Here is a 25,560-nt window from a genome sequence, read left to right on the forward strand (position 1 = left end):
CTGTTAAGTAGTATGTCTCTTTTTTTCATGAATAGTAAACGCGTCTAAAAAAGCATTCGTTCCGTACTTACTAGAAGAAATGCAATTCCTCTGTTATTATTAAGAATAGACTAAGTTTTATAAGAAAGAGTGAACGTATTTGCACAAAGAAAAAGCGATTTTAGTTGGCTGTCAATTGCCAAATGATCTTGAGGAACGATATACATATTCAATGAATGAACTTTCATCCTTGGCGAAAACTGCCAAAGCTGATGTATTACTTGTAACGTCACAGAAGAGGCTTAAATTCCATCCAGCTACCTATATTGGAAAAGGAAAATTAGAAGAGCTTGTAGCTTTATCGGAAGAACTAGAGCCGGATCTTTTTATTTTTAATAATGAACTGACTCCTAGTCAAATTCGTAATTTGTCTGAGGCACTTGGAGTTCGTGTTATAGATCGAACACAGCTAATTTTAGATATTTTCGCACAGCGAGCGAAATCAAGGGAAGGGAAGTTACAGGTTGAGCTAGCTCAGCTTAAATATGCCTTGCCGCGGTTAAGTGGACAAGGTGTGTCACTTTCACGATTAGGCGGCGGCATCGGAACGAGAGGACCAGGTGAAACAAAGCTAGAGACGGATCGCCGCCATATTCGAGAACGTATTAATGAAATTAACCATCAGCTCACGGGTGTTGCGGAGCATCGAAGACGCTATCGCGATCGTCGCAAACAAAACAGTACCTTTCAAGTAGCCATTGTTGGGTACACAAATGCGGGAAAGTCTACATTGTTTAATCGATTGACAGAATCGGATGTATTTGAAGAAAATCTTCTCTTTGCTACACTTGATCCAACTACGAGAAAAATGACGTTGCCTAGTAGCTTTACTATTTTGTTAAGTGATACAGTAGGGTTTATTCAAGATTTACCAACTTCTCTTATAGCAGCATTTCGTTCAACCCTAGAGGAAGTAAATGAAGCAGATTTTGTTATACATGTTGTGGATTCCTCTAATCCTAACTTTGCAGGACATGAGCAAACGGTACGTAAGCTGCTAGCTGATCTTGGGTGTGAGCATATCCCTACCGTTACCGTATATAATAAACGGGATCAACAGAATCCATCATTTCTACCGTCACCAAATGGGGATTTTATCGTAATTAGTGCATTATGGGAAGAAGATATTCAGAAGGTAAAAGTAAAAATTGAAGAAGAAATGAAACATCTTATGGCAGCCTATAATGTGATGATTCCCATAGGGGAAGGTAAAGTACTATCACGTTTCATTTCTGAAAGCATACTTGAGGAAATAACGTTTCATGAAGACAAACAATCCTATGAATGCAAAGGATATTTATTTGAACATTCTCCGCTAATGGGCATCATGAAACAATTTTCAGAAGACAAAGGAGAAGAGTACAATGTTTAACCGATTAAAAAACGGAGTGCAACTAGCTCCGGTTGTAAAAGAAGTAGAAGTAATGATTGCAGATGTACATCATCGTATTGAGGATGTGGAAGAGAGTAATCAATTTCGTGTATTAGAGAGCTTTCGTAAATATAAAATTAGTGATTCTCATTTCATTCCTTCGACCGGCTACGGCTATGATGATATAGGCCGAGATACGTTAGGAGAAGTATATGCAGACGTATTTGGAGGAGAGGCTGGCCTTGTAAGACCACAAATCATTTCTGGAACACACGCCATTTCAACGGCACTCTTTGCCATCCTTCGTCCAGGCGATGAACTGCTATATATAACAGGAAAACCTTATGATACCCTTGAAGAAATTGTGGGTATTCGTGGCAAGGGAATTGGATCATTAAAGGAATATCAGATTGGCTATCGTTCGATTGACTTAACTAAAGAAGGCCGTGTTGATTTTCAAGCAGTCAAAGAGGCAATCGGACCACGAACGAAAATGATTGGCATTCAGCGTTCAAAGGGATATGCAACTCGTCCTTCTTACACCATTTCTGAAATAGCAGAAATGATACAGTTTGTGAAGCAAATCAAGCCTGATGTTGTCGTTTTTGTAGACAATTGTTATGGTGAGTTTGTTGAAGAGCAAGAACCATGCCATGTAGGAGCGGATTTGATGGCTGGATCCCTTATTAAAAATCCAGGTGGCGGTATTGCAAAAACAGGTGGCTATATTGTAGGAAAAAAAGAATATGTAGAGGCATGTGGCTATCGTTTAACTTCACCAGGTATTGGCGCGGAAGCAGGTGCGTCCCTCTATAGCTTGCAGGAAATGTATCAAGGATTTTTTCTTGCTCCTCACGTAGTAGCGCAAGCACTTAAAGGGGCGATTTTTACGGCTGCCTTATTAGAAAAGCTAGGAATGAATACATATCCTCTTTGGAATACGCCGCGTACCGATTTAATTCAATCGGTAGAATTTCAAGATCCAGACCGGATGATTGCATTTTGTCAGGCGATTCAATATGCCTCACCGATTAATTCACAATTTACACCAATGCCTAGTTATATGCCTGGTTATGAGGATGATGTAATTATGGCTGCTGGAACATTTATTCAAGGAGCCAGCATTGAATTGTCCGCTGACGGTCCAATTCGCCCTCCTTATGTTGCCTACGTGCAAGGTGGATTGACATATAGTCATGTGAAAATTGCAATCTGCTCGGCAGTAGATGCATTGATTGAAAAACACTTACTAACATTAGAGAAAGTCGCTCAGTAAAACGTATGACTAGTGTCATAAATTACTTTGTTTTGTAAATGTTAAAAGAGGAAATAGGATCGTGTTCGACAGTAGGAAATATAAGTGTTATATAATCTAACATTTATTGACATGACTTATGCCAAGTAATACAATAGTATTATGTTAAGGTGAAGGAGGAACTGACGTGAGCAACGATGATCGCCGCTCAACTCCGCTGTTTCCTATTGGAATCGTAATGAATTTAACGCAGCTTTCGGCACGACAAATTCGTTACTACGAAGAGCACGATTTAATTTCACCTACTCGTTCTGAAGGAAATCGCCGTTTTTATTCATTTAATGATGTCGATAAGCTTTTAGAGATAAAAGACTTATTAGATCAAGGTTTGAATCTAGCTGGAATCAAACAAGTATTAACAATGAAAGCAACAGGTGTCGCACACCAAGATGTGCCGCAACCTAAAAAGAAGCTAACTGATGCGCAATTGCGTAAGATGTTACGTGAAGAACTGTACCAAGTGGGCCGAAATAATCGAACATCCTTACGACAAGGAGACATGTCCCGATTTTTTCATTGAATAGGTGTTTCAAGATTTTTAATATAAGATGTAATGAATTAGGAGGAAGAGAATGATGGCAAAGTATTCAAAAGATGATATCTTTCACATGGCAAAGGAAGAAAATGTTAAATACATTCGTCTTCAATTTACAGATCTTCTAGGCATAATTAAAAATGTTGAAATTCCAGTAAGTCAATTGGAAAAAGCACTTTCTAACAAAATGATGTTCGATGGATCTTCCATCGAAGGATTCGTTCGTATTGAAGAATCTGATATGTATTTATATCCTGATTTAAGCAGTTGGGTCATTTTCCCTTGGACATCAGAGAAAGGGAAAGTAGCACGTTTAATTTGTGATATCTACAATCCAGATGGAACTCCATTTGAAGGGGACCCACGTAATAATCTACAACGTATTTTAAGAGAAATGGAAGAAATGGGATTTACAAGCTTCAATCTAGGACCTGAGCCTGAATTTTTCTTATTCAAGGTAGATGAAAAAGGAGAACCTACATTAGAGCTTAATGATAATGGCGGTTATTTTGATTTAGCACCTACGGATCTAGGCGAAAATTGTCGCCGTGATATCGTACTTGAATTAGAAGAAATGGGATTTGAAATTGAAGCTTCTCACCACGAAGTTGCTCCAGGTCAACATGAAATTGACTTTAAATATGCAAATGCACTAAAAGCTTGTGACGACATTCAAACGTTTAAGCTTGTTGTAAAAACAATTGCACGTAAGCACGGCTTGCACGCTACTTTCATGCCAAAACCGTTATTCGGTGTTAATGGATCTGGTATGCACTGTAACCTATCTCTATTCAAAGGTAGCGAAAACGCATTTTATGATGAAAAAGGCGATTTAAAGCTTAGTGAAGATGCTCACCATTTCATCGCAGGTATACTAAAGCATGCACCGAACTTTACAGCTGTAACAAATCCTACAGTCAATTCATATAAGCGTCTTGTACCAGGCTATGAGGCACCTTGCTATGTAGCATGGTCTGCACGTAATCGTAGCCCGCTCATTCGTATTCCAGAATCTCGTGGATTGAGTACACGTGTGGAAGTACGAAGCGTCGATCCTGCAGCAAACCCATACTTAGCACTAGCTGTTCTTCTAGAGGCTGGGCTTGATGGTATTAAAAACAAACTTGCTGCTCCTGCACCAGTAGATCGCAACATTTATGTTATGACAAAGGAAGAACGTGAACAAGCAGGCATTATCGATTTACCAGCAACACTTGCACAAGCACTTGACAGACTTCAATCTGATGAAGTCATCTGCAATGCACTTGGTGACCACCTACTCGAACACTTCATTGAAGCGAAGGAAATCGAATGGGATATGTTCCGTACACAAGTTCACCAATGGGAACGCGATCAATATATGAGTATGTATTAAGATAAGGGAAGCCCTGGCGCTGTAAGCGTCAGGGCTTTTTTTGTTATCGGGTATTTTTGGTTTTATAACGTGGTGTCTTCTAACTGCCCGATTTTTACCCGATAAATTTCCACAAAATTTTTATTCCAGTACAATTTTTATATACTCATCGTATTTATTAATCCGGTCTTTTTTACTGATATATTAAATCCTCCAGAAAGTAAAATTTGTTAATATTATAAATTACTTGATTAATCTATGGAAAGTATAAATAACAAAGTTATTTGCAAAAAAATCAATTTTGTATAGAAAGAGAGGTGAAAAGAATGGAGGTTTTTTCGGATAAGCATCAAGAAGAGATTTATCAAATAATTGAAAACATGCTTAGTAAAGGTTGCACAGAAAAAGAAGTGTTAAGTAAGTTAGCTGAAATCATTAGTTATCTGGGTTTAGAGTAATGAAACCAATATCCGATTTAAGAATAGAAAAAGCCGAGATTGCTCCCGACTTATAACGACAATATATATTGTTAACAATATATGCTGACTTGTCTATTCACAAAAATTTATGTAACTTTATTTAAGAACCGTAATTTGGGCTTAACAATACTTGTTATTTTAGTACAAAACCTTGAAAAGACAGTATTTTCATATACACTTGATTCATTTTCTTTTGGCAGGGTATGTTCGTACACAAGTTCACCAATGGGAACGCGATCAATATATGAGTATGTATTAAAATAAGAGAAGCCCTGGCGCATGCATGCGTCAGGGTTTTTATTGTAATCAGAAGATTGTAGGCTAGCGAAGTGAAACCCAATTGTTAGTGATAACTAACAATTTTTGGATCCTGTAGTTCCTACAGAAACTGCATTGATTCTGTTAACTGCAATGTGTACTAGACCAGGGAAACCATTAAAGTTTGTAAGAATTACGTTACCATTTTGGAATCCTTGAAATACACCACTAGCAGGACGTTGATCATCGTATTGTAAAACAACACGAGTTCCTGGGGTTAGTCTTCTAAGAAATCTAATAATGTTATTACTTCTACGGCTTCTATGAGAAAAACATTCACTACCACTTGAAAATTCATTCATTATACCTCACCTCCCTTTATTCGTTAGTACATGCTATGCTTGTCCGAGAGAAAAGGTGTAGATATAAATCACATACATAAAAAATTTAATAATATATAAATAGATGTTTCCTTTAAAATGTACCCTATAGAGTAGACCTATACAAAAAGGTCCATCTATAGGGTAGAATTTTGTATAATCAACGGGAAAGGTGATGAGTAAAAATTTACAGAGTAAGAGATTAAGATTTCTTTTTATATTAATGATGTTGAATTCTCATATTTTATAGTATTTGAAAATCTATAAACTCAACAATAAAAAAGCATGCTTCAATGAAGAATTTATTTAATTTTTAGCGTTTTAATTAGTACCCTGTTTGATTCGGTTTTAGTATTTTTTTGCAGAACAATTCTTCCTATTGCTGTAAAAATAGTGATAATTGAAATAAGAAGTAGAATATTCATATCATGTGATAGGTCTGTTCCTCCAAAAATTATTGTATAATATCCGTCAGATACATAAGTTGCTGGGAAATAGGAACCTATAACTTGATAAAAATCTGATAGCAAAGCTTTTGGAACAATGATTCCAGAAGTAACTAATTGTAATGAAAGTGAAATAATATTAAATACCATACCGGCAGGGCCAAATAAGATGAGAAACATATGTGTTACGCTTAAGAAAGAGAAGAACACAAGGGTTTGGAACATCCATGTTTCAAATACATTTGTATTCAATTTAATATGAAACAAGTAAATAAATAATATGGTGACAAAAGCTAAAATAATAGATACCGCAATATGAATAAATTGTCTTGTTAAAAATATAGACCATTTGCTGTGAATGGCTTTTAATTGCGTTGCGACACTGTTAAGATTTAAACTCATAATCATTGCACCAACCCATGATGAAAGAACGATCAATAATGGAAGCATGGTTGCTGCAAAACCATCTGTATTGTTGGTTTTTTCGACAGATGAGTGAATAGAATCAATATTTAATGAGCTTAATACTTGTGTAATATTGGAAGATATCTTTTGAGCCAACTCTTCTGATGGTATCGCCGAGCTCAGTTCTTTAGGTAGATTGGAAAGAATAAATTGTTGTTGATAAGAATATACATTTTTATTAATTGTTTGCGTAATATCCTTTGTTGCTCCAGCCATAATCTGTTTTGTCAAAGATGAATTTGCTTGATTGATGAAATACTTAATCTCTGTCTTGTTGTTTTCTTTCAATAAACTTGAGAAGTTCGCAGGAATTTGTATAACCATGTCTATCTTGCGTTTATCCATATCTTCTTTGGCTTGTACTACAGAACCGTAGCTGTTAACTGAAAACGGAAGATTTTCTTTTAAGTTTTTTTCAATAGTTGCCCCCATTTGCCCATCCTCATTCACTAAGCCAACTTTTAATTGGTCTATCCGATCAGTAACACCATCGTATGCGGTCATCCACACACAGAAAAAAATGAATAAAAAAGCAAATGCTGTTGCAATTCCAATAAAGGTTTCACGATGTTTAAAGAAATTTTTTAAGGTTTTCATATATATGGTCCTTTCTCTCATTCACTAAAGTAAGTACTTACTTGCATATGTTGTGAAAAAAATTAGGGGGTAAGCCCCCTAGAAAAAAGTTGGACACTGTTTTTTAAAAAAACCTCTTTTGAGTTTGAAAATACATGGTCACCAAAGCGAGAGTTAGAAAGAAAGTAACCGAAATTCACCCAGATAAAGTTCATGGCTTGAGCTTCTATATCAGTTTCAATGAGCTTACCTCTTTTACTCATTTCAGTAAAATACGAAACTAAACTCTCTTTTAATTGTTTAGGAATTAACGCAATCGTCTCGTTGAGCTCTGGAAACATACCGGCTTCACGGAAACTAATCAAGATTAAGTCTTTTATTTTTTCAATATATGTATGATATCCCTTTGCAATCAACAACAAGTCATGTTCAAGTTCCCAAGTCATTTCTTCATCTGTTAATTTGTCTAGTTTAATATTGCGTGATAAAGATTCAACAGCCTTTTCCATAACTTTCTTTTTACTTCCGAAATTTCTAAAGATTGTTACTTCATTAACACCCGCTAGTTCCGAAATGGAGCGAGTTGTCGTACCTTTATATCCATAAGTACGGAATAATTCTAAAAAAGCTTCGATAATACGTTCTGATGTGTTATTCATTTCATTCATAGTTTATCCAACCTTCAGCCAGTCTGTATACACTTTTAGTTTTGAATGCAAGTCCTTGCTTGCATTTTTATGGTAATTTATAGATATCGAAAAGTCAATTGTTTTCTAAGGAAAAGATTGGAATAGAAGGAATTAGCATTTCATATACATTTGATTCATCTTCATGTCGTAGGGTTTATACCATTACACCAGTTCACCAATGGGAGCGTGATCAATATATGAGTATGTAATTAAGAAGATAAAGGAAGCCCTGACGCGGTATGCGTCAGGGCTTTTTTGTATTACGAATACTACCAGATAGACGGTGGCTTTGATTAACTAGTTGTCGCAGTGGCTTCCTTTACCTGAAGTTCCTACAGAAACAGCATTAATTCTGTTGATGGAAATGTGAACCAAACCCGGAAAACCATTGAAATTTGTAAGAATGACGTTACCATTTTGGAATCCTTGAAATACGCCACTTGCAGGTGGCTGATCGTCGTATTGTAGAACTACACGAGTTCCTGGGCTTAGTGTTCTAAGAAATCTAATAATGTTATTACTTCTACGGCTTCTGCGACTTCTTTTCATACTTCTACGGGTTCTACGACTTCTTTTATTACTTCTACGGCCAGAAAAGCATCCACCACAATTTGAAAATCCCCAACTCATACTCTTTCACCCCCTTAACTTTGCTACATTCTATGCTTGTTTGATGGATAAGGTATAGATGAAAATCACAAGTATGAACAAAGAAGTAATAAAATATTTTAAACTCGTATTCCTGTCTAGAGTAATTCATAAATATCTCCGAGTATTAACACTCATCCATATTCTAATCTACATAACTATCTAAAAACCTATAAGATAATTCTCGCATATTTGGCAAAATGCGAGGTATTTCTAGCGCAAATGTACAAGCAGGGTTGGAAAAACTTCATAAAGATAGAGTAGAAGAAATATCTACAAACAGTAAAAAGTAACTAGCTTTACTACCGTATGTAGAGTTCCTTCATGAAAAATGAAATCCATAAGGAGGCGAAAACAATGCAGACCTTAACTGGTAATGAAATTAAGATGATTGATGTAAGTCATTATGACGGATCAGTTGATTGGCAAAAGGTTGCAGCTACAGGTATTAAAGCTGCATATATAAAAGTAACAGAAGGAACCGACATAGTAGACAATACTTTCGATGGACATGTACACTGGGCAACTACATTTGGTATAGCTTGCGGTGCCTATCACTTTGCACATCCAGAGCTTAACCAAAATCCAATTGTTGAAGCAGACCATTTCTTAAATACTATTAATGGGCATTCTTTCACTTTAATGCCAGTATTAGATTATGAATCTCCTGCAAAACAATATCCATTATCACCTAAATATATGAGTGAATGGGCCCGAAGCTTTGTTAATTATGTTCAGCAAAAAACAGGACAAACTGTGATGATCTATACGGGAAAATGGTTTATTGATATGTATGGTATATACGGACTTGACAACCAACCGCTATGGGCTTCGCGTTATGCTACTATACCGCCTGCTGATTTTGGAGGTTGGAAGCAATGGACAGCATGGCAATATACTGATTCAGAGTATGTAAACGGAGTTGGTAATTGTGATGTAAGTTATGCAATTTCACTCGAAGCATTACGTGGTGGGAACCAGCAACAGCAAGAGCAGCCGGTTAGCTTTGGCGCATTAGGCGTGGTAACTGTAACAGCCAATTTGCTTAACTTACGGAAAGGACCGTCAACAAGCTATGATATTATCCGTACTCTTGGAAAAGGTGAAACATATCTTTGGTATGGTGAAAAAGATGGATTCGGAAATCTAGGCGGAGGCTGGGCAAGTATGAGTTATTTATCGTACAAGCCTGGAACAGCTGTCGTAACAGCCGACGCATTAAATGTCAGAATCGGTCCTGGAACAGGATACAATATTAGTGATGTTGTTCATAAAGGTGATACTCTTCCGGTTTGGGGAACATCAGGAAACTGGGTAAATGTTGGGGATGTAAATGGGCATCAACGCTGGGTACATGGGCAATATGTAACCATTACACCATAAGAGAATAGTAGGGAAGGGTTGCCCCCTTTAGGTAGTGTGTAAACAGAATCCACTCTACTTAGAGGGGATTTTTCTATGGTTTAAAAAGGGAAAATCTATATTGTTTCCGTATCAATCTGAACAATATGATAAGAAGCATGATCCGGATATCGTAGGGAAGTGATTCATCTAGTATTCTATTGAGATGTACAATAGTTGTAGTAGGTTATGAATTTTTGTGATTAATTTTTGAATAGAATGATTTTTTGAATTTTTTATTTCAATTCAAATAAACAAGTAGCATAATGGATATGACGTAACTTGTATGTAAAAGGAGCTATAGATATGGTTTTTGATTATGTAATTAAATTTGTTCTTGGGGGTACCATTCTTGTATTAGCTACATACCTCAGTAAATCAAAGCATTTGTTTTTATCTGGAATTATTACCTTATTACCAATCATGACATTGATGAATATGAGGTTACAGATGAAATTCATGGATATAAAAGAATTTCGTATCACGCAGAAATTTGCAATTTTTGGAGCGTTAGGTGCGGTCATTCTTGTATTTTCTGTTTACATTTTATCAAATTGGATAAAGCCTACACAGGCAGCTATTATTTCTTTGATGGTTTACATCATGTATATGTTTCTTTGCAAACATTTTTTATAATTATTTTGATAAAAGTACCTTTTTGGTGCTTTTTTCTATATATTGAAATGACCGCATAAAAAAAGAGCTTTAGTAAGCTCTTAATGAATCATACGATATACACCAATTACTTTTCCAACGATTGAAACTGATTGTAAAATAATTGGTTCTAATGAGGAGTTTTCTGGCTGCAGGCGGAAATAATTTTTTTCTTTAAAAAATCTCTTCACGGTTGCCTCATTCTCATCGGTTAATGCCACAACAATTTCTCCGTTATCTGCAGATTGCTGCTGACGAACCACGACAAGATCTCCATCTAATATGCCAGCTTCAATCATGCTATCTCCTTGTACTTTCAGCATAAATACACGATCAGGTTCTGAAACGAGGCTAGCAGGTAAAGGAAATTGTTCTTCAATATTTTCAATGGCAGTAATAGGTGGACCAGCAGTTACTTTTCCTACAACAGGAACATGGATAACAGGTGTTTTCTCATCATTCATACCGTCAAATCCAATTATTTCAATAGCACGTGGTTTTGTCGGATCACGGCGTATAAATCCTTTTTCTTCAATTCTTGCCAAATGACCGTGCACAGTAGAACTTGAAGCAAGACCAACTGCTTGACCAATTTCACGTACGGAAGGCGGATATCCTTTTTCTTGTACTCTTAATTTAATAAAATTGAGTATATCCTGTTGTCTTTTTGTTAACTTTTCCATTTCTTCACCTCGTTTGTATAGAAAATGTTAGTATAATTATAACATATGTTCGCCTGTTCTACAAACATAAGTTCGAATAATGTGGAATTGTGTGGTATTATTTTTGAAGGAAATGGTTACAAGGAGAAGATAATATGAAGGCAATCATATATGTTCGTGTGAGTACGAAGAAGGAGGAGCAGGAAACGTCTTTATTGCGGCAGGAGGAAGAACTTGTACTTTTGGCTCGCCGTTATAATATGGAAATAGTCAAAGTGATTCGTGAACAAGAGAGCGGCTATACGGTTGAGCGGGATGGTGTTTTAGAAATGTTAGATAGTATAAAAAAGGATGGAGCCAATGTAGTACTTATTCAGGATGAAACCCGTTTAGGTAGAGGCAATGCAAAAATAGCACTTATGCACTGTTTACGTAAAGAAGGAGTCAAAGTGTATACACATAATTATAATGGTGAACTCCAATTATCTGATGCCGATTCCATGGTGCTCGATATTATTAGTATGGTTGAAGAATACCAGCGGAAAATTCATAACTTAAAAATAAAACGAGGAATGAAACGTGCTGTTATGCATGGATTTCATCCAGAAGAAAATTTAAAAAACCAGAATATAAATAGTGGCCGAGATAAGAAGGAAGTACCAATCGAAGAAATAGTTCGTCTTCGCCAAAATAAGCTGACTTTTGCTGAAATTGCCGCAACATTGCGAGGCTTTGGTTATGATGTGTCGAAGGCGACTGTCCATCGTCGTTATGTAGAATATGCAAACGAGCAGAAGCCTTGATATCTCTATATAACTATTGTATGATATACAACAGGTTATGAAGAAAGGAGAATGCTCATGATATCCTCTGAAAAACTAAATCGTATAAATGAGCTTTCTAGAAAGGCGAAAACAGTCGGGCTAACGGATATGGAAAAAGAAGAACGGCACGAGCTACGCCAAGAGTACATTCGTGCATTTCGCGGTCAAGTGTTGGAACAATTGAAGTCCATTACCGTTGTTGATAAGAGTGGAAACGATGTAACTCCTGACAAATTAAAGCAATTAAAGAAGAATAGTTTGTTGCAATAAATGGTGAACAGTGCGAGATATTTTTCTATCTCGCTTTTTTGTGTAGTCAAATTTTTATTCATTCTAGAATACGACCTAAACTATTTTGAAATAATAGCATATTATCAACAAAATTCACTATACATGTTGTATAATGATGCGTGGCAAGCTAATATAAAATGTGTATGAATGTTTTGACTAAATGGAATGAAGGGAAGAGAACTATGTCACATTCAATCGAACAATTATCAATTACTACAATAAGAACCCTTGCAATCGATGCGATTGAAAAGGCGAATTCAGGACATCCAGGCATGCCAATGGGAGCTGCACCGATGGCCTATACATTGTGGACAAAATTTATGAAGCTAAATCCATCTAATCCTACTTGGTTTAATCGTGATCGTTTCGTATTATCTGCAGGACACGGCTCTATGCTATTATATGGTCTTCTTCATCTTTGCGGTTATGAAGTTACGATGGAGGATTTGAAAAACTTCCGCCAATGGGGTAGTAAGACGCCAGGACATCCTGAGTTTGGACATACTGCTGGTGTAGATACGACAACTGGTCCTCTTGGTCAAGGTATTGCAACGGCTGTCGGAATGGCAATGGCAGAACGTCATTTAGCGGCTAAATATAACCGTGATTCATACAATGTTGTTGATCATTTTACATATGCTATTTGCGGCGATGGAGATTTAATGGAAGGTGTATCATCTGAAGCATCTTCATTAGCAGCTCATTTACAATTAGGACGATTAATCGTTTTATATGATTCCAATGACATTTCCTTAGACGGAGATTTACATCATTCTTTTTCTGAAAATGTAGAAAATCGTTACAAAGCGTACGGATGGCAAGTGATTCGCGTAGAAGATGGAAATGATATTGAAGCAATCACAAAAGCAATTCAAGAAGCAAAAGCAGACGAAACACATCCTACATTGATTGAAATAAAAACAACAATTGGATATGGTTCTCCAAATAAATCAGGAAAATCAGCTTCTCACGGATCTCCACTTGGAAGTGAAGAAGTAAAGCTTACGAAGGAAGCATATAAATGGGTATTTGAAGAAGATTTTCATGTCCCAGAAGAAGTGTATGCTCATTTTCAGCATGTTGTAAAAGAGGCTGGAGCACAAGCAAATACAGAATGGAATTCATTATATGAGCAATATCGAGTAGCATACCCAGAGCTTGCAGCTGAATTACAATCAGCGATGGAAGGACGTCTTCCAGAGGGATGGGACAAGAATCTTCCTTTATATGAACTCGGATCATCAAAGGCTACTCGTTCTACTTCTGGTGAAGCTATTAATGCGATTGCAAATGCTGTTCCATCTTTCTTTGGCGGCTCAGCAGACTTAGCAGGTAGTAATAAAACGTATATGAATGGTAAAGAAGATTTTGCGCGTGACAACTATAGTGGTAAAAATATTTGGTTCGGTGTTCGTGAATTTGCAATGGGAGCAGCAATGAATGGAATTACGCTGCACGGTGGATTAAAAACATTTGGTGGTACATTCTTCGTATTCTCGGATTATTTACGTCCAGCTATTCGTCTTGCAGCATTAATGAAGTTACCTGTAACCTATGTCTTTACTCATGATAGCATTGCGGTAGGGGAGGATGGTCCTACTCATGAGCCGATTGAACAGCTTGCTGCACTGCGTGCTATGCCGGGACTATCAGTTATTCGTCCTGCTGATGGAAATGAATCGATTGCAGCCTGGAAAATAGCATTAGAATCAACAGACCGACCAACTGCCCTTGTGCTAAGTCGTCAAAATCTCCCAGTATTACAAGGAACGAAGGAACATGCAAAAGAAAATGTTGCGAAAGGCGGATATGTCCTTTCAGCTAGTGATAAAGAAACGGCAGATATTTTATTACTTGCATCAGGCTCTGAAGTAAGCTTAGCTGTTGAAGCGAAAGAAGCATTAATGAAACAAGGAATCGGAGCTACTGTTGTAAGCATTCCTTCTTTTGATCTGTTTGAGGCACAATCAAATGAATACAAAGAATCTGTATTGCCAAAAGCAGTAACGAAGCGTCTTGCTATTGAAATGGGGGCATCTTTTGGCTGGCACCGATACGTAGGACTTGACGGAGATGTACTTGCTATTGATCAGTTCGGGGCTTCTGCACCTGGTGAACAGGTAATGCAAGAATATGGATTCACAGTTGATAACGTAGTTGCGAAAGTAAAGGCATTACTTCAATAGTAAAAAATCATTCATTCGACACGTAAGAAGTTTTTTTTCTCCGCCTTCAGACAATCTTTTATTGTAACATCCTATATAATGTTCGATAAGAGATTGTCTGGGTGAGGAGGAAGTGAAATGACAACGTTTTACCTGTATTTAATTCAAGATGAGATTGCAAAAGCATACGTTGGGCGTGAACATATACTGTATGACTTATTTTCTCGTTTCGTACAAGCTACGTCACTTGCTAATAGAAAAATACTGTACAAACAAATTCAATATATAACAGTTCCCATGCAAACGAATCAGCTTCATAATCGTGTAGAGCAGCGGCTGTCATTTCATCCTCATTATAAACGGGAGAATAAACAACATCTTCTTGTACATGATGGTACTTTATATGGATCCTTACTTATAAAACGTTCATATGCCCGAATTGAAGCATCTAATAGTGATGAAGTAGAAACGATGTTTTTTGAAATATTACGTAAAAATGAACGGTCGTTTTTCGCAATGAATTTCACAGAAAAACGTTATGGTTGGTTAAATCCAATTAAGCAAGAACGTAAATATGTATAATTATAAAAAAAGTCTTTACATAACTTGTCTAATCTACTATGTTCTAGTACACTTTAAGGTAGACAACATGAAGGAGGAAATACAATGTCAGTTTGGCTTTCAATTCTAGTCGGTATCCTTATCTTTGCTGCTGGTATCGCACTAGGATTCTATATTGCACGTCGATATATGATGAACTACTTAAAGAAAAATCCACCGATTAATGAACAAATGCTTAAGATGATGATGACGCAAATGGGTCAAAAACCATCTCAAAAGAAAATTAATCAGATGTTGCAATCTATGAATAAACAGACGAAATAAATCATAAGAGGGCCGTCTAAAAAGTCCCTAAAATAAAAGTGTCAACGAAAAATAAATTGTTTTTCGTTGACACTTTTTCATTTTTCGACTGTTTATTGAAAGTAGCTGAAGAATTCCAGCTACTTTCAATAGATTGTGAGGCATTGCCATGATGCCGAATTCTGTTCTTACTTTATCTAAGCAGCGAAGTAGGACCGCGGAGGTTTTATCGACGAAATCGATATATTTATCAACGAAAAAGCATCGTTTATCGACGGAAATTAAAATATATCGACGAAAAGAAGACTTTTATCAACGAATTCCCTTGATTTATCGATTATTAGCAAAATCCGACACGTATCGCCCCTTGCGCCACTCAGTTCATACGCCCCCAACTTATTCCGAAATACTCGCTACAAACGCTGCTTGCAGCTGTTTGTGATTGGTCCTGGAATGTCTGCTCCAATTTACTTGCCATCTAGCTGAATCATTGGCATGACTTCAATACCAGTTTAGGTAAGGAAGCATTCATCGGCCTGAAGGACATCCTCTTTTTATATACAGCTCTATGAATAACCTAGCTTTTCTGCTACAGCTGCTGATTATTATGCAAATCACGAAAGTATAATAACAAGGGAATGTATAAAAACCTCCATTTCATTTCAAACTGAATAGAAAAGGAGGTTTTACGTAATGAAGCAATCTACTCTTTTTCTTATGAAATTTTTGTCATCAGTCATCGCTTTTTCTATTGGCTTAGCTATCTTCTTTCCAGCCACTATTACTGAAGTTCTATCGTTTAGTCTGTTTGTAACAATTGTTTCTTATGTATTAGTTGAAAACATTATTTTACCTCGCATGGGCAATGGTACTGCTATCATTGTTGATTTTTTAATTACTTATATTTCCGTTTGGATTTTTGGTAATGTGTTGTTGGATAATTATTTGCAAATTGCCTGGGGGAGTATTATATCAGCTGGTTTGCTAGCAGCTGCAGCATTGCTTATTCACCGCTTTTCATGGAGGGAAATACTGCGGTCTACACGTACGAAAAAACATGTTCCATTTCAAACTTCCTATGGAACTGAGTTCAGCGATGAGAAAACGATAGCAAAGAAAAAGGACTAGTTTAAAAAAATAATAACTAGTCCTTCTTATGCTAAGCTCAAAAAGGATAGAGGTAGTATGCCTCTAATTAGAGAAAAACCTCATCGTAACTTTCTTGCTTTTTCATTCGTTGCAGAAATCGCTTTTTGCAGCACGGAGGAGAATTGTTTTTCATACAATACACGTAGTCCTTCTGCAGTTGAACCGCCGGGTGTCGTTACTTGTTCACGTAATAAAGCAGGATCTTGTTCTTCACGTAACATAGCAGCAGAGCCATATATCATTTGAATGATAAGTTGTTTTGCTTTTTCTTGTGAAATTCCGAGTTCTTTTGTCGTTTTAATTAAACTTTCAGCAAAATAATAGACAAAAGCAGGAGCGCTTCCTGTTACGGCTGTTAATTGATGAATTTCTTCCTCTGTACATTCTTCTGCAGAACCAATACCTTTTAAAATCATTTGAAGTACTTCCATGTGATTCTCCTTTGCTTTTGATCCTAATGTATAAAGGGACATTGATTCTCCTACTATTGCTGCTGTGTTAGGCATAATCCATGCAACTGGTATTTGATTTGGTAGATGCTTTTCTAAGTAGGAAGGCCCTATACCTGCAGCAATCGTAATGACAAATTGATTTGTGAGCAGCTGTGAAAGTTCAAGTAGCAATGAATTATGAGCTTCTGGAGGCACTGCTAATATAATTACATCCGCATCATTTATATTACTTCGCCAGTTTGTTGTTATGTTAACCCCGTATTTTTCCTGCATAGCTTGCAATCTGCTGATATTAGACTGATTAGTAATCGTGATAGAGGCAATATAATCAGAGCTACGTTTCATAAGTCCTGAAAAGATTGCTTCTGCCATTCGACCTGCACCGATAAATAAAATATGCTGCTTTTTCATGTTGTTGTCCTCCGATCCTGAACATACGTCTATTCATTAGTAAGGAAGATTACATTTACTTAATTTCCTAATCATGATAAAACGTTGATCAAGGTGTTATGTAATAGTCATTATGTAGAATATACTTATAAGAATAGCCTATCGAATATTTTAATTTTATGCAATGTGGGATGTTCGAAAACCTTATATGCAATAATAGGACACCTTGCAAAGCAAGGCGTCCTTCATAGTTTTTTTATTAAAATCCACCGTAGCCGTAGCCGTAGCCACCAAAACCACCATAGCCACCCCAGCCACCACAACCCCAGCTGCAACCGATAATAATTAACAGAATGAACAAGACTACAACAAGAGCAAAGCCGCCTCCATGAAAGTGTCTATCGTGTCTATGATCTTCTATATGCTCGGAACCCATTTTTTTACTCCTCCTTGTTAAAATGAATTCGGGAAACTCCCGTTTAAACTTAGAACATTATTCACTTCAACATATGCGAATTATCACGATTGGTAGGTAGTCCATACAAAAAAGGCTAGTATCGTACAAATAAATGGGCAGGGTTCTACAAGTAAGAATTTACAAAACCAGGAGGAGCCAGAAGGAATCATTCAATATATATCGAACATAACAAAATAGTATATATTTCTAATAAATGAAATGACTAGTGTAATTTTAAATGTATATTTGTATGTTTCACAGTTGTTGGATCTGTATGAGGGGAGAATTGGTTAGACCGAAGCGCCGGGTTACTTCCTTTATCACCTTTTGTTTTGCAAGTAACTCAGATGAAGCAATAACAGTAACAGTTTCAGAAACATAGTGATCACCTTGATGAAAAGAATATTCGACGGAGTACTGAAATAACATGTAAATTCCTCCAATCATTTTTTTGATTGTATTCGACAATTGTAGTAGATTTCCTTCTTTGTTTTTGAATAATTGTAATTTTATGGATGTAAAACTTCTTGTTTAATAAAATTATCGCCATATATCTACATTTGTTTTCATTTCGATTGTATTAGAAAGTTTGTTACAATGGATGTAGGTAGAAAGGGGTAGAATTATGCAAGATATAAATATTTTTTTGGCATTTGGTGCAGGTTTTTTGTCTTTCATTTCGCCGTGCTGCTTGCCATTGTATCCAGCTTTTCTTTCTTATATAACTGGAATGTCGATTTCAGAATTAAAGGAAGAACAGGCTATGCTTCAAAAAAGAAGCATGCTGCACACTGCATTTTTTCTTATTGGTTTCTCTATCGTGTTTATAGCCATAGGGTTTGGTACTTCATTTATCGGCCAATTTTTTATTTCCTATCAAAATCTAATAAGACAATTAGGAGCAATCTTCATCGTACTTTTTGGACTCATTGTAGTTGGTTTATTAAAGCCAGAGTTTTTAATGAAGGATCATAAATTTACATTTAAAAGTAGACCTTCTGGATATATTGGTTCTGTTGTAATTGGTGTTGCATTCGCTGCTGGTTGGACTCCTTGTACCGGTCCTATTTTAGCGGGGGTAATTACACTCGCTGCTACGAATCCACAATCTGCAATGGTTTACATGATCTCTTATGTACTTGGGTTTGCTATTCCCTTCTTTGTTTTGTCATTATTCTTATCAAAGCTTAGCTGGATTAAACGTAATAGTATAAGCTTAATAAAAATAGGCGGATATATTATGATTGCAATGGGAGTTTTGTTATACTTTAATGGAATGACAAAGATTACAATCATGATGTCAGATTTGTTTGGTGGTTTTACTGGTTTGTAGATGCTTAGGATTGGCAAAGAAAGACGATAACCAATATAATAGGAGTACATTATAATTTCGACATAGAAGGAATGTGATATAAGATGAATATGGTTCTTATTACAACTGCATTTGCCATTTTTATGGCCATTGCTGTAACATTTTTACGTATTAAAGCAGCGGCAAAGCCGACATCTTTAAAGAAAATCCTTATACCACCAATTGCTATGAGCTCTGGTGCAATTATGTATCTATCACCACAATTTCGCTTATCAAATGCTGAAATAATAGGAGCAATTGTTACAGGATTGTTTTTCTCTATCTTTTTAATTAAAACATCAAAGTTTGAAATACGCGGACAAGAAATATACTTAAAACGGTCAAAGGCATTCATTTTCATTTTAATTGGTCTAGTCGTTGTTCGGACTGGTTTAAAAGCAATATTAAGTCAATCGATTTCAATCACTCAATCAAGTGGAATGTTTTTCTTATTGGCATTTGCCATGATTATTTCATGGCGTGTAGCAATGTTTCGGGAATATAAAAAACTGGAAAATGAGTTGAAAAAGCAGGAAGATTTCTTTGAAGATGCTGAAGTAAAATTAACCTAACAAAAAAAGCCTCATGAACTTGAGGCTTTTTTGATTTTTATGAATAAAGTTGTGAAGGTTCAAAAACCTATTCTTGTACTAGAAAGCTTGACTTTATTTCGTAAATATATGTTTATAAGATGAAACATCGATGTTCTTTTTTAGCAGTGTTTTACGTAAAAAACTATGATCGCGTTTTGGTGTTGCAAGAATATATCCCCGAATGATAACATCATGGGTAATCATGCCTTTTTGTTCCTTTAAAGCAATCTCACCAATTTTTGCAGCAATTTTAGACCGTGCTACGTCGCGAAATAGAGACGGAACCGGTTTTACGAGATCTTCAAGTAATGCCTTTTTTTCCTCATTCCATAAATGCCATGTCTGTTCCCTATAATAGGTTTCCCAATCTAGTATAGATAAGCCGTCCTCCTTGGGAAGTCTCTTTAAAAATTTCCGAAACATAAAATAGCCTCCAATGGACATTAGAAAAAGTAAGATGACGGTCCAAAACACAATAAACCAACTGAACCATCCACTTAGCAAAGCATTCACCCCCGTTTTGCTCACTGTAAGGAAAAAATCCATTTTATGGATTTTTTCTTCATTATAAAGGTGGGGGGAGCGAAGTGCAATAGTTCCATTAACGGGAAGCTAATTAGTGTTTTCCTCTAAACGAAGTACACCTCATCTACTTTACATTCCTTTTCGTTTTCACATTTGTATTCTACAATAAGTGTACCAACCTTTCGATTTTTATCATGGTTGGTATAGATAGAATAAGATCCGAAACGTTCCTTGGAAAGACCGCTTAGAATAGTAGGTAAGATAATATAATCATGATTGCGTAAAAATTGTAAAAGTTCATTCTCAAAACTCTGTCTGTCTGAAATCGCTCTTCCTAAGCAATTATATTGGATTTGCTTCATTGTTTCGTTCCATGACAATGTCATTTGATAATCTAGCATCGTCTCACTCCTTATTGTTCAATTGCTATGTAGAAATAAGATAATAAGAACAAACGTTCTATAATAGTATACTCCTTTATATAAGAAAAAGGAATGCAAAAAAAAGTGAACTTCTCAAGAGTTTAGAAGTATGCCTATTAAGCACAATAATATCTGCTTTTTCATTATAATACTCGATAAAATAGAGAAACAACCATTTCGTTTATGAAAGTATAATTAATAATCTATACTGAATTATTACATTATTAGCACTGTTATGATAATGTAAAATGATAGAGAGCAGTAATGAAAGGAGATCATCCACATGAACGAGCTTGCGTTTAGTCAATTTCTACAACAACTTGATACCTTAAGTGAAAAGGGTAGCACTGACATGATCTATTCTTTACTGGATCAAGGGTTTATAGATTTTCCGCAGCATATTTCTGAACTTTATTATTGGAAGGCGCAGCTCTATTTGAAGCTAGGGGAGTATAACTTGGCGGTAGCAGAGCTTCATAAGGGTATAGAAAAAGGAGGATGGTGGAATCCAGTTTCACTTACTACGAAGCCTGAATGGAAGGTCTTATATGGATATGATGAATTTGACAGGATCGTAAGACATTGTTCGCATCAGCTTGAAAAAGAAAGTAAAGATAGCAAATGGAAATTATTAATAAAAGGCGAGCAATCTGAACGAGCTCTTTTTTCGATACATTGGAAAGGAAGTAATGTTAAAGATTTTTCTCAATATTGGAGTTGCAGTAATCTAAAGATGGGTTTTTTGCAGTCATCACAAGTTCATGCCTATCATTCCTTTAATTGGGATCAGCATGATATTGCTCTGCAAGATATGAGATAAGGTTATTCAGAATTCCTTCATACATTTGCTAAAGAACCCAAACAAATAACGCTTGGAGGTGCATCACAGGGAGGTGGGCTTGCTATAGAACTCATTCTTTCAGGTACTATCGACAATGCAGATGGTTTTTTTGTAGTGGTTCCTTCCGTGAAAGATCTCACATTGTTTGAAACTTTACTACAAAAAAAGAAATATATAGGTAAGAAAGGGTACATGATTATTGGCGAGAAGGATCCATTTGCTGATGGGGCTCGGAGACTATATGAGTTATTTCAAGCGTATCAATTTACTTGTCAACTTTGTGAAATAAAAGGAATGGGTCACTTCTTTCCTTCAAACTTTCCAGACTTATTAGAAGAAGGGATTCACTATTTAGGAATGAAATGAAAAATAGGCCGCCACAAGATTTTTTATATTCATCCGTGACGGCCATTAGATTGTTTTACTTGATATGTGCTTAATTAATTAGACGGTACGTCGAAAAAGTCCTAGAACTTCTACTGTTTCTGTAATATTTACGAACGCTTGCGGATCTGTTTGGGAAATTATATTTTTTATTGGTATCAATTCGTCTTTTGAAATGACAATCATGAGTATCCGCTTCTTTTCACTTGAATAGGCACCTTCTCCATCTAGCAAGGTTATACCGCGAACAAAGCTAGATAATAGAGCTTCTTTCATTTCCTCTGTCTTATTTGTAACAATCATGAGTGTTAGCTTACAATGCTTTGTATAAATGGCATCAATTACCTTACCCATTACATAAATAGAGAGAAGACTATTCATCGCAGCATCCCAATTAAAAAAGAACCCCGATATGCAAATTACAATCGCATTTAGCATAATGAAAAATCCACCGAGTTTAATATCCTTTTTTTGCGACAGAAGCATGCCGATTACATCAAAGCCTCCGGTTGAGCCATTGTTATTGAAGACGAAACCGACTCCTGCTCCAGCTAATACTCCCCCAAATAAGGATGATAGCAAAGGGTCATTGGCAATTGGTTGAGCCGGAATCAAATACATGCCGATTGAAATAACAAAAACGGATAAAACAGTGTTGAAGAAAAAACGTCTCCCAAGTCGAACATAACCTATAATAAGTATAGGTATATTCAATACTAGGTTTACTAAGCCGGCATTTAGGGGTGTTAGAATTCCTATAATAATTGCAATACCACTTACACCACTGCTTAGGATTTTATGGGGAATAAGAAATATGTTGAAAGCAATGGCGACTAATAAAGAACCGATAATAACACCGAAAAAATTGCGCATTCCACTCCATCCTTTACTGAAAAACTTAACATTTTATGAAAATTATAAAGGGATTTTCGTGATTTGTGTGAAAACAGTTTATTACTACTAGTCTTAATAATTTGAAAATTTAGGTCCGGGTGCATTTTCATGATATAGGTTGCATTATCAAGGGTAGGAAGGAGTCTGTAAAGGAATGAATGTACAATATTTTCAAAGGAAAAGTCCTAATAAGAAAGAATGCGAAGATGCTTTTGTACGAAATGATAGGATCGGACTTTATGGCGTGTGTGATGGGGCTACTCCTCTTGTTCCATTTGAGGATGAAGAGGGTCATAATGGTGCATATCTTGCAGCCCATACATTTAAATCATATATGGAGTCTCTTATGAAAGATGAAGGAATTGTAGAAAGTATGGTAAAAGCAAATCAACTTCTTGCAGGCAAGATGATGACCTACAATATTAATCAAACGAAAAAGCATCATCTATGGTCTACTTGTTTTGCAGGGGTTCATTTTACAAACACCGAAATTCAGTACGGGCAGCTTGGTGATTGTATGGTTGTAGCAAAATTTCTGGATAATCGAATTAACGTGCTTACGAAGGACACGGTGAAAGGGATTAACTTACGAGCGAAGAAAAAAAGAGAAAAGGATTCATTAGAGGTGGATGACAGCATTAGAAAGCGTCTCATTTACAATCGTAGTATGGCGAATACACAAGATGGCTACTCCGTTGCGAATGGCATGGATAATGTTCGGATGTTTATCCAAAGAGGAACGATTGACCGAAGCGATGTGCAAGCTTTGTTTTTATGCACAGACGGGCTATTTCATCCAACAAAGTCTCTGGAACAGGTAGCTTCATTTGTTTGGGAGCAGGGAATTGAAAAATACGTTGCAGAGCTAGAAGCTATAGAAATACAAAGAGGTATACACGCTGATGATAAAACAGCTCTTATTTGGATGCGCTAATAATAGATGAAACAGACATTCGATTGAATGTCTGTTTTTGCGAGGAAGTAAAGAATCTGTCGAACAGTTTCTCTTTCTATTCATATGGATTATTTTTATAATTAAACCATATTGTGTAATTAGATTGGGAATATTTAATTGCTAGTAGGAATGGGCATGAAATAAGTAAACCTTTATAAATGTAAGCGCTTACCATTGGTTGGTATGATGAATTGTTAAGGGGAAGGTGTATGTAGTTTGGTAGCATGATTGAATCAGCGACTAAGTCTTACAATGAGGTAATCGTTGAACCAATGGGAGTTGTGTTTTTCATGTCTAATAATATGAACATCTGTAAATTACACTTGAACAGCTAATCGAGAAAGGGGTAGTTTTCATGTTAAAAGGAATAACTGTTCTAGATTTTTCGCATTATTTACCTGGACCTTATGCTTCGCTAAGACTAGCAGATTTAGGAGCAACTGTCATAAAGATAGAGCCGCTTTTTGGTGATTTAGCAAGAAGCTTTGATAAGGAAAGTACCGCCCTTTATACGGCAAATAATCGAAACAAACAAAGTATTGCAATTAATGTGAAGGAAAAAGAGGGAATGGAGATAGCACTTTCACTAATGGAAAAAGCAGATGTTATTATAGAAAGCTTTCGGCCGAATATAATGAACCGTCTTGGACTTGGGTATGAGGATGTTATCAAGCGAAATAAAAGAATTATTTATTCTTCCATAACGGGCTATGGACAACATCATGATCATTCTCATTTAGCAGGTCATGATCTAAATTTTATGGCAGTTAGCGGCGTACTTGCTCAAATGAAGCATAATGGAAAACCCTTTATTCCATCCATAACGCTTGGTGATGAAATCGGAGGAATGCTTGTCAGCGAAAGTATTCTGGCAGCGTTATTTGAGCGTGAGAGAACGGGGAATGGGTGCTATTTGGATTTATCGATAACAGATAGTTTAACTATGCTTATGAATAATCATGTTATGTTATATGATTTATATAATAAGAATAATGGATTGAATGCCTTATCAGGGAATGAAGTATCCTATTGTTTATATGAAACTGGTGATGAACGATATGTTGCAATTGGGGCAATTGAAGAAAAGTTTTGGGAAGGATTTTGTCGTTTTGCAGGGCGAGAAGATTGGATTTTACAACATCATGAAAAAGCTGTCGAGGGAGAAATCGTATATGAAGAAATAAAGGCGTTTTTTCTCAGTAAGCCTTTTGCTTTTTGGGAGCAGGCTTCTCTTGAAATCGATTGCTGTTTAACTCCGGTATATGAAGCTAGTGAACTAGCGGATTCCCCATTTACAAAACATATGATTACAATGCCCTATGTTCGGACACATAAGATGAGGAAAGTGACAACTCCACCAGTCCTTGGTGAACAGACAAGTGAATTATTAACAAAACTAGGATATGACGAGAATGAAATTATGGCACTTCGTAAGAAAGGGGTAATAGCTGGACTTATACCATGTTAACATCGTTTCGTATCCAAATAAGAAAGATGTTTTCATGATTGTTCCGTATCTTGAAATCGATTGGGTATTTACCTAGTTGTAGAATGCTTGTCTATTTACTTGATGTCATTTCTGCCTCCCTTTCGTTAATGAGAGGGAGGCGTTTATTTTTCCACCTTGGTAAACGATTAGGTTCCTCATCCTATTAAACCATTCTCCAATTTCTGCTATAATAGCATGATAGGTATTAGAATGCGCATTATAAAAAGAAGAATTTCATAAA

The 25,560-nt window shown here is 36.2% G+C and carries 29 protein-coding genes; 19 read left to right on the forward strand and 10 right to left on the reverse strand.

Annotated elements, in window-relative coordinates; translation table 11 throughout:
- The first annotated feature begins 139 nt into the window (after positions 1-139).
- The 5 genes from hflX to ACM5BR_RS03155 all read left to right on the forward strand — a co-directional run bounded on the left by hflX (position 140) and on the right by ACM5BR_RS03155 (position 5,073).
- The gene (hflX, locus tag ACM5BR_RS03135) at positions 140-1,411 is read left to right on the forward strand and encodes a GTPase HflX (protein ID WP_416825790.1); all 1,272 of its coding nucleotides are present in this window, start codon (positions 140-142) and stop codon (positions 1,409-1,411) included.
- Complete coding sequence (locus ACM5BR_RS03140) at positions 1,404-2,687, forward strand: methionine gamma-lyase family protein (protein WP_416825792.1); 1,284 nt, start codon at positions 1,404-1,406, stop codon at positions 2,685-2,687. Before hflX ends, ACM5BR_RS03140 begins: the two co-directional genes overlap by 8 nt.
- Positions 2,688-2,904: 217 nt before the next feature.
- A complete protein-coding gene (locus ACM5BR_RS03145; RefSeq protein ID WP_416827820.1) occupies positions 2,905-3,246 on the forward strand; it encodes a MerR family transcriptional regulator in 342 nt (113 codons plus the stop codon).
- Between the two features lie 55 nt (positions 3,247-3,301).
- Positions 3,302-4,636 carry a type I glutamate--ammonia ligase gene (glnA, locus tag ACM5BR_RS03150; protein ID WP_416825794.1) on the forward strand — a complete coding sequence of 445 codons (1,335 nt, stop codon included), beginning with the start codon at positions 3,302-3,304 and terminating at the stop codon, positions 4,634-4,636.
- Between the two features lie 305 nt (positions 4,637-4,941).
- Entirely contained in the window at positions 4,942-5,073 is a 132-nt protein-coding gene (locus ACM5BR_RS03155) for a hypothetical protein (RefSeq protein WP_416825795.1), read from the forward strand.
- Between the two features lie 374 nt (positions 5,074-5,447).
- Here ACM5BR_RS03155 and ACM5BR_RS03160 read toward each other — a convergent pair whose 3' ends face one another.
- From ACM5BR_RS03160 to ACM5BR_RS03170, 3 genes are all read right to left on the reverse strand, one after another.
- Complete coding sequence (locus tag ACM5BR_RS03160) at positions 5,448-5,714, reverse strand: hypothetical protein (protein WP_416825797.1); 267 nt, start codon at positions 5,712-5,714, stop codon at positions 5,448-5,450.
- Between the two features lie 320 nt (positions 5,715-6,034).
- The gene (locus ACM5BR_RS03165; RefSeq protein ID WP_416825798.1) at positions 6,035-7,240 is read right to left on the reverse strand and encodes a YhgE/Pip domain-containing protein; all 1,206 of its coding nucleotides are present in this window, start codon (positions 7,238-7,240) and stop codon (positions 6,035-6,037) included.
- Positions 7,241-7,302: 62 nt separating this feature from the next.
- Positions 7,303-7,887: a TetR/AcrR family transcriptional regulator gene (locus ACM5BR_RS03170; RefSeq protein WP_416825800.1), complete on the reverse strand. Its 585-nt coding sequence runs from the start codon at positions 7,885-7,887 to the stop codon at positions 7,303-7,305.
- A gap of 1,026 nt (positions 7,888-8,913) precedes the next feature.
- Between ACM5BR_RS03170 and ACM5BR_RS03175 the strand changes: the two genes are divergently transcribed.
- Together ACM5BR_RS03175 and ACM5BR_RS03180 are read left to right on the forward strand one after the other, a co-directional pair.
- Positions 8,914-9,939, forward strand: a complete 1,026-nt coding sequence (locus tag ACM5BR_RS03175) for a GH25 family lysozyme (RefSeq protein WP_416825801.1) — start codon at positions 8,914-8,916, stop codon at positions 9,937-9,939.
- A 324-nt stretch (positions 9,940-10,263) separates the two neighbouring features.
- The gene (locus tag ACM5BR_RS03180; RefSeq protein WP_416825803.1) at positions 10,264-10,593 is read left to right on the forward strand and encodes a GlpM family protein; all 330 of its coding nucleotides are present in this window, start codon (positions 10,264-10,266) and stop codon (positions 10,591-10,593) included.
- An 80-nt stretch (positions 10,594-10,673) separates the two neighbouring features.
- Here the strand turns inward: ACM5BR_RS03180 and lexA are convergent, their stop codons facing one another.
- Positions 10,674-11,294: a transcriptional repressor LexA gene (gene lexA / locus ACM5BR_RS03185; protein ID WP_416825804.1), complete on the reverse strand. Its 621-nt coding sequence runs from the start codon at positions 11,292-11,294 to the stop codon at positions 10,674-10,676.
- Between the two features lie 134 nt (positions 11,295-11,428).
- On the opposite strand from lexA, the gene ACM5BR_RS03190 reads away from it, so the two are divergent.
- The 6 genes from ACM5BR_RS03190 to ACM5BR_RS03215 all read left to right on the forward strand — a co-directional run bounded on the left by ACM5BR_RS03190 (position 11,429) and on the right by ACM5BR_RS03215 (position 16,545).
- A complete protein-coding gene (locus tag ACM5BR_RS03190; protein ID WP_416825806.1) occupies positions 11,429-12,076 on the forward strand; it encodes a YneB family resolvase-like protein in 648 nt (215 codons plus the stop codon).
- Between the two features lie 57 nt (positions 12,077-12,133).
- Positions 12,134-12,367: a DUF896 domain-containing protein gene (locus tag ACM5BR_RS03195; protein ID WP_416825808.1), complete on the forward strand. Its 234-nt coding sequence runs from the start codon at positions 12,134-12,136 to the stop codon at positions 12,365-12,367.
- Between the two features lie 203 nt (positions 12,368-12,570).
- On the forward strand, positions 12,571-14,574 hold the full coding sequence (gene tkt, locus ACM5BR_RS03200; protein WP_416825810.1) for a transketolase: 2,004 nt from the start codon (positions 12,571-12,573) through the stop codon (positions 14,572-14,574).
- Between the two features lie 117 nt (positions 14,575-14,691).
- The gene (gene sirA, locus ACM5BR_RS03205) at positions 14,692-15,135 is read left to right on the forward strand and encodes a sporulation inhibitor of replication protein SirA (protein ID WP_416825812.1); all 444 of its coding nucleotides are present in this window, start codon (positions 14,692-14,694) and stop codon (positions 15,133-15,135) included.
- An 84-nt stretch (positions 15,136-15,219) separates the two neighbouring features.
- Complete coding sequence (locus ACM5BR_RS03210) at positions 15,220-15,438, forward strand: YneF family protein (RefSeq protein ID WP_416825814.1); 219 nt, start codon at positions 15,220-15,222, stop codon at positions 15,436-15,438.
- Between the two features lie 672 nt (positions 15,439-16,110).
- Positions 16,111-16,545: a YndM family protein gene (locus ACM5BR_RS03215; protein WP_416825816.1), complete on the forward strand. Its 435-nt coding sequence runs from the start codon at positions 16,111-16,113 to the stop codon at positions 16,543-16,545.
- Between the two features lie 80 nt (positions 16,546-16,625).
- On the opposite strand, the gene proC is transcribed toward ACM5BR_RS03215, so the two are convergent.
- The 3 genes from proC to ACM5BR_RS03230 all read right to left on the reverse strand — a co-directional run bounded on the left by proC (position 16,626) and on the right by ACM5BR_RS03230 (position 18,294).
- Positions 16,626-17,429: a pyrroline-5-carboxylate reductase gene (gene proC, locus ACM5BR_RS03220; protein WP_416825818.1), complete on the reverse strand. Its 804-nt coding sequence runs from the start codon at positions 17,427-17,429 to the stop codon at positions 16,626-16,628.
- Between the two features lie 238 nt (positions 17,430-17,667).
- Positions 17,668-17,844, reverse strand: coding sequence for a YjcZ family sporulation protein (locus ACM5BR_RS03225; protein ID WP_416825820.1), 177 nt, complete (start codon positions 17,842-17,844; stop codon positions 17,668-17,670).
- Between the two features lie 276 nt (positions 17,845-18,120).
- Entirely contained in the window at positions 18,121-18,294 is a 174-nt protein-coding gene (locus ACM5BR_RS03230) for a DUF3903 domain-containing protein (protein ID WP_416825822.1), read from the reverse strand.
- 196 nt (positions 18,295-18,490) lie between these two features.
- Between ACM5BR_RS03230 and ACM5BR_RS03235 the strand changes: the two genes are divergently transcribed.
- Positions 18,491-19,198 (forward strand): cytochrome c biogenesis CcdA family protein, encoded by a 708-nt coding sequence (locus ACM5BR_RS03235; protein WP_416825824.1) that lies wholly within the window; start codon positions 18,491-18,493, stop codon positions 19,196-19,198.
- A gap of 83 nt (positions 19,199-19,281) precedes the next feature.
- Positions 19,282-19,788, forward strand: a complete 507-nt coding sequence (locus ACM5BR_RS03240; RefSeq protein ID WP_416825826.1) for a CcdC family protein — start codon at positions 19,282-19,284, stop codon at positions 19,786-19,788.
- Between the two features lie 93 nt (positions 19,789-19,881).
- Here the strand turns inward: ACM5BR_RS03240 and ACM5BR_RS03245 are convergent, their stop codons facing one another.
- Both ACM5BR_RS03245 and ACM5BR_RS03250 read right to left on the reverse strand, forming a co-directional pair.
- Positions 19,882-20,313 (reverse strand): DUF2621 family protein, encoded by a 432-nt coding sequence (locus ACM5BR_RS03245; protein WP_416825828.1) that lies wholly within the window; start codon positions 20,311-20,313, stop codon positions 19,882-19,884.
- A 125-nt stretch (positions 20,314-20,438) separates the two neighbouring features.
- Positions 20,439-20,735, reverse strand: a complete 297-nt coding sequence (locus tag ACM5BR_RS03250) for a hypothetical protein (RefSeq protein WP_416825830.1) — start codon at positions 20,733-20,735, stop codon at positions 20,439-20,441.
- A 304-nt stretch (positions 20,736-21,039) separates the two neighbouring features.
- Between ACM5BR_RS03250 and ACM5BR_RS03255 the strand changes: the two genes are divergently transcribed.
- On the forward strand, positions 21,040-21,576 hold the full coding sequence (locus ACM5BR_RS03255; RefSeq protein ID WP_416825832.1) for a hypothetical protein: 537 nt from the start codon (positions 21,040-21,042) through the stop codon (positions 21,574-21,576).
- A gap of 147 nt (positions 21,577-21,723) precedes the next feature.
- Entirely contained in the window at positions 21,724-21,963 is a 240-nt protein-coding gene (locus ACM5BR_RS03260; RefSeq protein WP_416825833.1) for a hypothetical protein, read from the forward strand.
- Between the two features lie 78 nt (positions 21,964-22,041).
- On the opposite strand, the gene ACM5BR_RS03265 is transcribed toward ACM5BR_RS03260, so the two are convergent.
- On the reverse strand, positions 22,042-22,854 hold the full coding sequence (locus ACM5BR_RS03265; RefSeq protein ID WP_416825835.1) for a YitT family protein: 813 nt from the start codon (positions 22,852-22,854) through the stop codon (positions 22,042-22,044).
- A gap of 175 nt (positions 22,855-23,029) precedes the next feature.
- Between ACM5BR_RS03265 and ACM5BR_RS03270 the strand changes: the two genes are divergently transcribed.
- Positions 23,030-23,809 (forward strand): protein phosphatase 2C domain-containing protein, encoded by a 780-nt coding sequence (locus tag ACM5BR_RS03270; RefSeq protein WP_416825837.1) that lies wholly within the window; start codon positions 23,030-23,032, stop codon positions 23,807-23,809.
- A gap of 376 nt (positions 23,810-24,185) precedes the next feature.
- Complete coding sequence (locus ACM5BR_RS03275; protein ID WP_416825839.1) at positions 24,186-25,298, forward strand: CaiB/BaiF CoA transferase family protein; 1,113 nt, start codon at positions 24,186-24,188, stop codon at positions 25,296-25,298.
- Positions 25,299-25,560: the final 262 nt, after the last annotated feature.

Source organism: Ectobacillus polymachus (genome assembly GCF_048159605.1).
Classification (GTDB): domain Bacteria; phylum Bacillota; class Bacilli; order Bacillales; family Bacillaceae_G; genus Ectobacillus; species Ectobacillus polymachus.

Coding starts and splice junctions, on each gene's coding strand:
- ACM5BR_RS03140 (WP_416825792.1), top strand. CDS start 1,404: ATGTTTAACCGATTAAAAAACGGAGTGCAACTAGCTCCGGTTGTAAAA.
- ACM5BR_RS03145 (WP_416827820.1), top strand. CDS start 2,905: ATGAATTTAACGCAGCTTTCGGCACGACAAATTCGTTACTACGAAGAG.
- glnA (WP_416825794.1), top strand. CDS start 3,302: ATGGCAAAGTATTCAAAAGATGATATCTTTCACATGGCAAAGGAAGAA.
- ACM5BR_RS03155 (WP_416825795.1), top strand. CDS start 4,942: ATGGAGGTTTTTTCGGATAAGCATCAAGAAGAGATTTATCAAATAATT.
- ACM5BR_RS03160 (WP_416825797.1), bottom strand. CDS start 5,714: ATGAATGAATTTTCAAGTGGTAGTGAATGTTTTTCTCATAGAAGCCGT.
- ACM5BR_RS03165 (WP_416825798.1), bottom strand. CDS start 7,240: ATGAAAACCTTAAAAAATTTCTTTAAACATCGTGAAACCTTTATTGGA.
- ACM5BR_RS03170 (WP_416825800.1), bottom strand. CDS start 7,887: ATGAATGAAATGAATAACACATCAGAACGTATTATCGAAGCTTTTTTA.
- ACM5BR_RS03175 (WP_416825801.1), top strand. CDS start 8,914: ATGCAGACCTTAACTGGTAATGAAATTAAGATGATTGATGTAAGTCAT.
- ACM5BR_RS03180 (WP_416825803.1), top strand. CDS start 10,264: ATGGTTTTTGATTATGTAATTAAATTTGTTCTTGGGGGTACCATTCTT.
- lexA (WP_416825804.1), bottom strand. CDS start 11,294: ATGGAAAAGTTAACAAAAAGACAACAGGATATACTCAATTTTATTAAA.
- ACM5BR_RS03190 (WP_416825806.1), top strand. CDS start 11,429: ATGAAGGCAATCATATATGTTCGTGTGAGTACGAAGAAGGAGGAGCAG.
- ACM5BR_RS03195 (WP_416825808.1), top strand. CDS start 12,134: ATGATATCCTCTGAAAAACTAAATCGTATAAATGAGCTTTCTAGAAAG.
- tkt (WP_416825810.1), top strand. CDS start 12,571: ATGTCACATTCAATCGAACAATTATCAATTACTACAATAAGAACCCTT.
- sirA (WP_416825812.1), top strand. CDS start 14,692: ATGACAACGTTTTACCTGTATTTAATTCAAGATGAGATTGCAAAAGCA.
- ACM5BR_RS03210 (WP_416825814.1), top strand. CDS start 15,220: ATGTCAGTTTGGCTTTCAATTCTAGTCGGTATCCTTATCTTTGCTGCT.
- ACM5BR_RS03215 (WP_416825816.1), top strand. CDS start 16,111: ATGAAGCAATCTACTCTTTTTCTTATGAAATTTTTGTCATCAGTCATC.
- proC (WP_416825818.1), bottom strand. CDS start 17,429: ATGAAAAAGCAGCATATTTTATTTATCGGTGCAGGTCGAATGGCAGAA.
- ACM5BR_RS03225 (WP_416825820.1), bottom strand. CDS start 17,844: ATGGGTTCCGAGCATATAGAAGATCATAGACACGATAGACACTTTCAT.
- ACM5BR_RS03230 (WP_416825822.1), bottom strand. CDS start 18,294: ATGTTATTTCAGTACTCCGTCGAATATTCTTTTCATCAAGGTGATCAC.
- ACM5BR_RS03235 (WP_416825824.1), top strand. CDS start 18,491: ATGCAAGATATAAATATTTTTTTGGCATTTGGTGCAGGTTTTTTGTCT.
- ACM5BR_RS03240 (WP_416825826.1), top strand. CDS start 19,282: ATGAATATGGTTCTTATTACAACTGCATTTGCCATTTTTATGGCCATT.
- ACM5BR_RS03250 (WP_416825830.1), bottom strand. CDS start 20,735: ATGCTAGATTATCAAATGACATTGTCATGGAACGAAACAATGAAGCAA.
- ACM5BR_RS03255 (WP_416825832.1), top strand. CDS start 21,040: ATGAACGAGCTTGCGTTTAGTCAATTTCTACAACAACTTGATACCTTA.
- ACM5BR_RS03265 (WP_416825835.1), bottom strand. CDS start 22,854: ATGCGCAATTTTTTCGGTGTTATTATCGGTTCTTTATTAGTCGCCATT.
- ACM5BR_RS03270 (WP_416825837.1), top strand. CDS start 23,030: ATGAATGTACAATATTTTCAAAGGAAAAGTCCTAATAAGAAAGAATGC.
- ACM5BR_RS03275 (WP_416825839.1), top strand. CDS start 24,186: ATGTTAAAAGGAATAACTGTTCTAGATTTTTCGCATTATTTACCTGGA.